General features: G+C 62.7%; 7 protein-coding genes and 1 pseudogene. All 8 read right to left on the reverse strand.

What is annotated here, in order from left to right:
- Positions 1 to 295: pseudogene (locus ACTHL0_RS11485) on the reverse strand (2-aminobenzoate-CoA ligase); the annotation flags it as partial.
- A gap of 13 nt (positions 296 to 308) precedes the next feature.
- Entirely contained in the window at positions 309 to 704 is a 396-nt protein-coding gene (locus ACTHL0_RS11490) for a RidA family protein (protein ID WP_440566862.1), read from the reverse strand.
- A complete protein-coding gene (locus ACTHL0_RS11495) occupies positions 701 to 1,165 on the reverse strand; it encodes an acyl-CoA thioesterase (protein ID WP_440566863.1) in 465 nt (154 codons plus the stop codon). The genes ACTHL0_RS11490 and ACTHL0_RS11495 overlap by 4 nt, the downstream gene beginning before the upstream one ends.
- Positions 1,162 to 2,403, reverse strand: coding sequence for an acyl-CoA dehydrogenase family protein (locus ACTHL0_RS11500; RefSeq protein WP_440566864.1), 1,242 nt, complete (start codon positions 2,401 to 2,403; stop codon positions 1,162 to 1,164). Before ACTHL0_RS11500 ends, ACTHL0_RS11495 begins: the two co-directional genes overlap by 4 nt.
- 2 nt (positions 2,404 to 2,405) lie before the next feature.
- Positions 2,406 to 3,263 (reverse strand): enoyl-CoA hydratase family protein, encoded by an 858-nt coding sequence (locus ACTHL0_RS11505; protein ID WP_440566865.1) that lies wholly within the window; start codon positions 3,261 to 3,263, stop codon positions 2,406 to 2,408.
- 80 nt (positions 3,264 to 3,343) lie between these two features.
- The gene (locus ACTHL0_RS11510; RefSeq protein ID WP_440566866.1) at positions 3,344 to 3,886 is read right to left on the reverse strand and encodes a MarR family winged helix-turn-helix transcriptional regulator; all 543 of its coding nucleotides are present in this window, start codon (positions 3,884 to 3,886) and stop codon (positions 3,344 to 3,346) included.
- Positions 3,883 to 4,668 (reverse strand): SDR family NAD(P)-dependent oxidoreductase, encoded by a 786-nt coding sequence (locus ACTHL0_RS11515; protein WP_440566867.1) that lies wholly within the window; start codon positions 4,666 to 4,668, stop codon positions 3,883 to 3,885. Before ACTHL0_RS11515 ends, ACTHL0_RS11510 begins: the two co-directional genes overlap by 4 nt.
- On the reverse strand, positions 4,665 to 6,451 hold a 1,787-nt coding region (locus tag ACTHL0_RS11520; RefSeq protein WP_440566868.1), incomplete at its 5' end, for an oxidoreductase. The genes ACTHL0_RS11515 and ACTHL0_RS11520, both read right to left, overlap by 4 nt.

Below are 6,451 nucleotides of genomic sequence, written 5' to 3' on the forward strand. Positions count from 1 at the left end.
GTAAGACACGATTGCCGGGCACGAGCCCCATGTCTTCGACGAGCACATGCGCCCAACGATCGACCGTTTCGCGCAGTTCGCGATACGTCGTGCCGTGTGGCTTGTCGTCCACCTCCGACCAGATCGCTACGCCATCGCCGTGACCGGCTGCAATCGTGGCATCGAGCACTTCCGTCGCACAGTTGAAACGCTTCGGGTAGGAGACATCGGGATGATCGAGCAGCAAGACGGGCCATTGATCTTGCGGCGGCAGATTGTCTCGCGCAAACGTATCGACATGGGCAGACGGTTCCATGGCTTGCTCCGGGTCAGTCGGGTATCACGGCGGTGGCTTCGATTTCGACTTTTGCTTGGTCTTCGATCAGCGCGACGACTTGTACCGCGCTCATGGCGATGTCGTAATCGCCAATCAGCTCGCGGAACGCTTGACCGATGTCCTTCGATGCGGCGAGGTATTCGCGTTTATCGGTCACGTACCACGTCATTCTGACCAGGTCCTCGGGGCCGGCACCGGCCTCCTTCAACACGGCGACGATATTGGCCAGCGCTTGCCGCGCTTGATCCGCGAACCCATCGGAGAGGAACTGACCCGTTTCGTCCCAGCCGATCTGGCCGGCGATAAAGATTTGCGTACCGTGCGCGGCGACGCCGTTGGCATAGCCGCGCGGCTTCGGCCAGCCGGCCGGCAACAGAGGACGTTTCATAGTGAGGCGCCTTGGTGTTCGAGCGTGGAGGGAGTGGCAGCCGAGCGCGACAGCGCGGCACGGATGTCGCTGGGAATGTCGATCGACTCGCCCGTTTCGAGCGACGTCGTGACAAGCACCTGCGTGGCAGCGAAACGCGTGCCGTTAAGCCCACGGCCGACGATCCGAATCCGTATCGAGCGCCGTCCGATGTCGATCAGCGACAGCGCCAGCGAGATCGTTTCGCCCATTCGGCTCGGTCGTGCGAACTCGCAGTCGAGCTTGACGATGGGTAAGCCGACGCGCCGCTTGCCGATCATCTCGGCATAGTCGATGCGCAGCGCCTCGGTAAACATGTCCTCGACGAGTACGTTCGTGAGCGTCAGATACTGCGGAAAAAACACGATGCCCGCCGGATCGCAATGCGAAAAGCGAATGCGGACGGGACGTTCGAAAACGATCGGTGCGTCGTCGGTCATCATGCGGCCCCCGATGCTTGATCTTGAACGTGGGTGGCCGCGTGCGTCTTGAGCACATCACGGCCCACGATCAATTGCTGCACTTCGGTTGCGCCTTCGTAGATACGCAGCGCGCGAATTTCCCGATAAAGCGTTTCGACGGGCGTTCCACTACACACCCCTTGACCGCCCCAAAGCTGTACCGCCGCATCGATGACACGCTGCGCACCCTCGCTCGCATGCCACTTCGCCATTGCGGCTTCACGCGTGACACGCTTGCCTTGATCGCGCATCCAGGCGGCACGATAGACGAGCAGGGCGGCCGAATCGATCGTGAGCGCCATCTCCGCCAGCTTGGCCTGCGTCAACTGGAAATCCCCGAGCGTTTGTCCGAACATGCGTCGCGACGATGCGCGCGCCAGCGCTTCGTGCATCGCGTGCCGGGCAAAGCCAAGCGACGCGGCGGCGACCGATGTCCGGAAGATATCGAGCGTGCGCATCGCCAGCTTGAATCCTTCTCCGGCTACTCCGAGCCGCTGCGATTTCGGCACGCGGGCAGCTTCGAAACGCAGCCTCGCGAGCGGATGCGGCGCGATCACATCGATCCGTTCGGCGATCGTGAACCCAGGCGTGTCGGCATCGACGATGAACGCGCTGATGCCGCGTGCGCCCGGCGCCTCGCCAGTGCGTGCAAAGACGACATAGAAATCGGCGATGCCGCCGTTCGAGATCCACGTTTTCTCGCCGTCTAACACGTATGCATCGCCGTCTTCGCGTGCCGCGAGCGAAAGCGCGGCGACATCCGATCCCGCCTCCGGTTCCGACAGTGCAAAGGCCGCAATGGCTTCTCCATTCGCCACGCGCGGTAAATAGCGTCGCTTGTGCTCCTCCGTGCCGGCCAGCGAGATAGCGCCCGATCCGAGCCCTTGCATCGCCAATGCGAAATCGGCCAGGCCGGAACGCGCAGCGAGCGTGTCGCGCAGCAGGCAGACGGCGCGCGTGTCGATGGTGTCCCCATGTCCGCCATAGGCGGCGCCACCCACGCCATAACGCAACCATCCGCCCTTGCCCAGGGCGCGGACGAGCCGGCGGCATTGTTCATCGACGCTTGCGCGCCCCTGCGGGCCCGACACTAACGGTGCGGCCTGCTCCAACATTTCCCGATGCGCCTCGCACCACGCGTCGAGCTCATCCACGAGCGTGCGATGTCGTTCCTCGAAGAACGGCCAGTCGAGCATGTCATGCCGTTGCGTGCTGGCCATGCTCAGTCTCCTTGGAAGACGGGCCGCGTCTTCGCAGCGAATGCCTCGTACGCCCGCTCGAAGTCGCGCGTGGCCATGCAGATCGCCTGCGCCTGCGCCTCGGATTCGATCGCTTCGTCGACGCTCATGCTCCATTCCTGATGCAGCATCGTCTTCGTGACACTGTGCGCGAAGGTCGGACCTTCGGCGATGGTTTGCGCGAGTTCGTCAGCATCGGCCAAAAGACGATCGGGATCGCACAGGCGGTTGTAAAAGCCCCAGGCGAAGCCTTCTTCACCGCTTACCGATCGGCCCGTAAAGAGCAATTCGGAAGCACGCCCTTGCCCGATGATGCGCGGCAGGATCGAGCAGGCGCCCATATCGCAGCCGGCCAAGCCCACGCGCGTAAACAGAAACGCGAGTTTGCTGCGGGCAGTGCCGAGCCGCATGTCGGATGCCATGGCGATGATTGCGCCGGCGCCCGCGCATACGCCGTCCACGGCCGCGACGATCGGTTGCGGACAATGACGCATGGCTTTGACGAGATCGCCGGTCATGCGCGTGAACATCAGCAACTCGGGCATCGGCAGGCCGACAAGCGGGCCGATGATTTCGTGGACATCGCCGCCGGAGCAGAAGTTTTCACCCGCACCATGAATGACGACGGCTTTGACATCGGTTGCGTAGGCGAGCTGACGAAAGAGGTCACGCAACTCCGCGTACGAATCGAACGTCAGCGGATTCTTGCGCTCGGGGCGATTCAACATGATCGTGGCCACGCCTTGTTCGAGCCGCCATCCGAAGTGGCGTGCGCGATACGAGGCGAGCGTCGTGCGATTCCCGGCCCGCAAGGCGTCAGCGGTGGAAGCAGCGTCCGTCATGGTTTCATCTCCTATGCATTTTCAGCGGGGCATAACGCGGTGCGCCGGTGCGGATGCGTGCACGCGCTTCTGCTCCTTCGTTAGCTTCCCTGGCTCACTTTGATGCTGTCGAGCAGATGCGTCTTCAGCTTGCCGAGGCGCTGATGCATCTTCGATTTATCGTCCATCGACAGGCCGCTGAACAATTCGATCACCCAGCCTTCGTGCGCGCGCGCCATTTTGTCGAATAGCGTGCGGCCCGCGGGGGTGAGCCTGACGGTGAAGGCGCGGCGATCATTCGGATCGACGTCGCGCGCGACAAGCCCCTCTTTTTCGAGCTGATCGGTCAAGCCCGTCACGTTGCCGCCCGTCACCATGAGCCGTCGCGAGATCTCGCTCATCTTGAGCCCTTCTGGATGACGCTCGAGCTGCGCCATGAAATCGAAGCGTGGCAACGTGGTATCGAATTCGGTACGCAGACGGCGGCGCAGTTCGGTTTGGACGAGGTTCGTGGTCGTCAATAGACGTAGCCAGAGGCGCAGGCTCATATGGCTGTCGGTGCCGGTACGCATTTCGAGGTCGACGACGTTTTCCGGCTGCGGTGCGGACCGCTTTTTCGTCGATGCGCGAACGGTGTCGCTCACATTACTTCTCCGCCCGAGATGGATAGGGATTGGCCCGTAATCGAGCCCGATTCGCGGGCGACGAGCCACAACACGGTATATGCGACTTCGGCCGGCTCGATGAAGCGCCGTTGAGGATTGGCGCGCCGCAGGGCAGCGCGCGCATCGTCTTGTGTGCGCCCGGTTTTACTGACGACTTGATCCAACGACGTTTGCAAGAGCGGCGTTTCCGTATAGCCGGGGCAGACGGCATTGACAGTGACGCCGGTCGTTGCCGTTTCGAGCGCCAGGGCGCGCGTCAAGCCAATGACGCCGTGCTTCGCTGCGCAGTACGCGGTGACATACGGATATCCGATTTGGCCGGCGGTGCTGGCAACGTTGACGATGCGACCGAAGCCGCGCTCGATCATCATGGGCAGGGCGGCTTGAGTGCAAAGAAACGTGCCGGTCAGATTGACGTCGAGCATGCGTTGCCAGAGCCCGAGATCGGTTTTGCCGAACGGTGCGGCTTGGGCCTGGCCGGCATTGTTGACGAGGATGTCGATTGGACCGAGCGCGTCGCGTGCCGATGCGAAAGCGGCTTGTACCGAGTCGGGATCTGTCACGTCGGCGGCTGCGCAATGAACGGCGTGCGACGCGCCGAGTTGCAGACGCTGTGCGTCGAGTTTGGCGGCGTCGCGTCCGATCAGTGTGACGCGCGCCCCATTGTCGGCAAATGCGCGGGCAATCGCGGCACCGATTCCGCTGCCGCCGCCTGTGACGAGGGCGTGCATTTCGGCTAGTGCGGGCTTGCTTGTAGTCATCGCTGCGCTCCTACCGCGTGCGTGACGCGTTCGCGTTCGAGGTTGCGTTCGAGCTGCGTTTTACCGGCCATGTATTGCTTCGGCCATGCGACGTCGAAATAGCCGATCTTCGCCGCTTCGGTCAGCGTCCAGGCGGGGTTCGCCAAGTGCGGCCGGGCGATGGCGCACAGATCGGCGCGGCCTGCCGCGATGATGCTGTTGACGTGATCCGCTTCGGAGATGGCGCCGACGGCGATCGTCGAAATGCCAGCCTCGTTTCGAATCCGATCGGCGAACGGCGTCTGGAACATGCGACCGTACACGGGTTTTTCGGCTTTGCTGACTTGGCCCGAGGAGACGTCGATCATGTCCGCGCCTGCCGCTTTGAAGGCGCGTGCGATGGCCACTGCATCGTCGGGTGTCGTGCCGCCGTCCACCCAGTCATGCGCCGAGATCCGGACCGAGATAGGCTTGGCTTGTGGCCAAACCTCGCGGATGGCCTTGAACACTTCGAGCGGATAGCGCAGACGGTTTTCGAGGCTACCGCCGTATTCGTCGTCGCGGTGATTCGTGAGCGGAGAAATGAAGCTCGACAAAAAATAGCCGTGGGCGCAGTGCAACTCGAGCCAGTCGAAGCCGGCTTCGTTTGCCATCTGCGCGGCGCGGACGAATTGCGCTTCGATTTCGCGCAGTTCGTCGTGTGTCGCAGCGCGGGACCACTGGCTCACGCCTGAGAGGTACTGCTGACGGGATGCTGAGATGATCGGCCAATTGCCGTCGGGCAGCGGCTGATCGATACCCTCCCAGCTCACGCGCGTCGATGCCTTCGCCCCTGCGTGCCCCAGCTGCATGCCGATCTTCGCATCGCTCATACCGTGGACAAAATCGACGATGCGACGCCAGGCATGCAGATGCTCGGGGGTGTACATCCCCGGGCAGCCGGGTGTGATGCGGGCGTCCGGAGATACGCATGTCATTTCCGTCATGACGAGGCCGGCGCCGCCCATCGCGCGCGCGCCGAGGTGCGTCAGATGATAGTCGCCGACGGTGCCGTCCACGGCGGAGTATTGCGCCATCGGCGAGACCACCACGCGATTCTTGAGTGTGATGTCGCGGATTGAAAACGGCGTGAACATCGGGGGAATCGAATGGGCATCGCCGGCAACGGGGCGTGCGCCTGCGTGCTCGCTCAGCCACTGTTCAAAGGAACGGACATAGCTTGCGTCGCGTTCGCGCAGGTTTTCATGCGAGATGCGCTGTGAGCGCGTGAGGAGCGAGTAGGCGAATTGCTCAGGTTCGAACGACGCGTAGCGGTCCACATGCTCGAACCATTCCGTCGAATTGCGCGCGGCGTTTTGGATGCGCAGTACGTCCACGCTACGCGTTTGCGTGTAGTGCGTGAGTGCGGCGGGTAGATCGTGCGGGTGCGCGTCGATGCTGTCGGCCAGGGCGATCGCATCTTCCAGCGCGAGCTTCGTGCCCGATCCGATTGAAAAATGTGCCGTGTGGGCGGCATCGCCCATCAAGACGATAGGTGTCGTGCCGCCGCTCATGCGGGGCCGATAGTGCACCCACTCGCGATTGACGACGCGCGGAAAGCGAATCCACTGTGCCGAGCCGCGCAAGTGTGCAGCGTTCGACATCAGCGGATGCCCGTCGAGATACTTGGCGAACAGTCGCTCGCAGAAGGCGATGCTGTCTTCCTTGCTCATTTCGTCGAGACCGGCGGCGCGCCATACGTGTTCCGGTGCTTCGACGATGAAGGTCGACGTATCTTGATCGAAGCGATAGGCGTGGGCTTGAA

This window comes from Trinickia sp., assembly GCF_051961175.1.
Taxonomy (GTDB): domain Bacteria; phylum Pseudomonadota; class Gammaproteobacteria; order Burkholderiales; family Burkholderiaceae; genus Trinickia.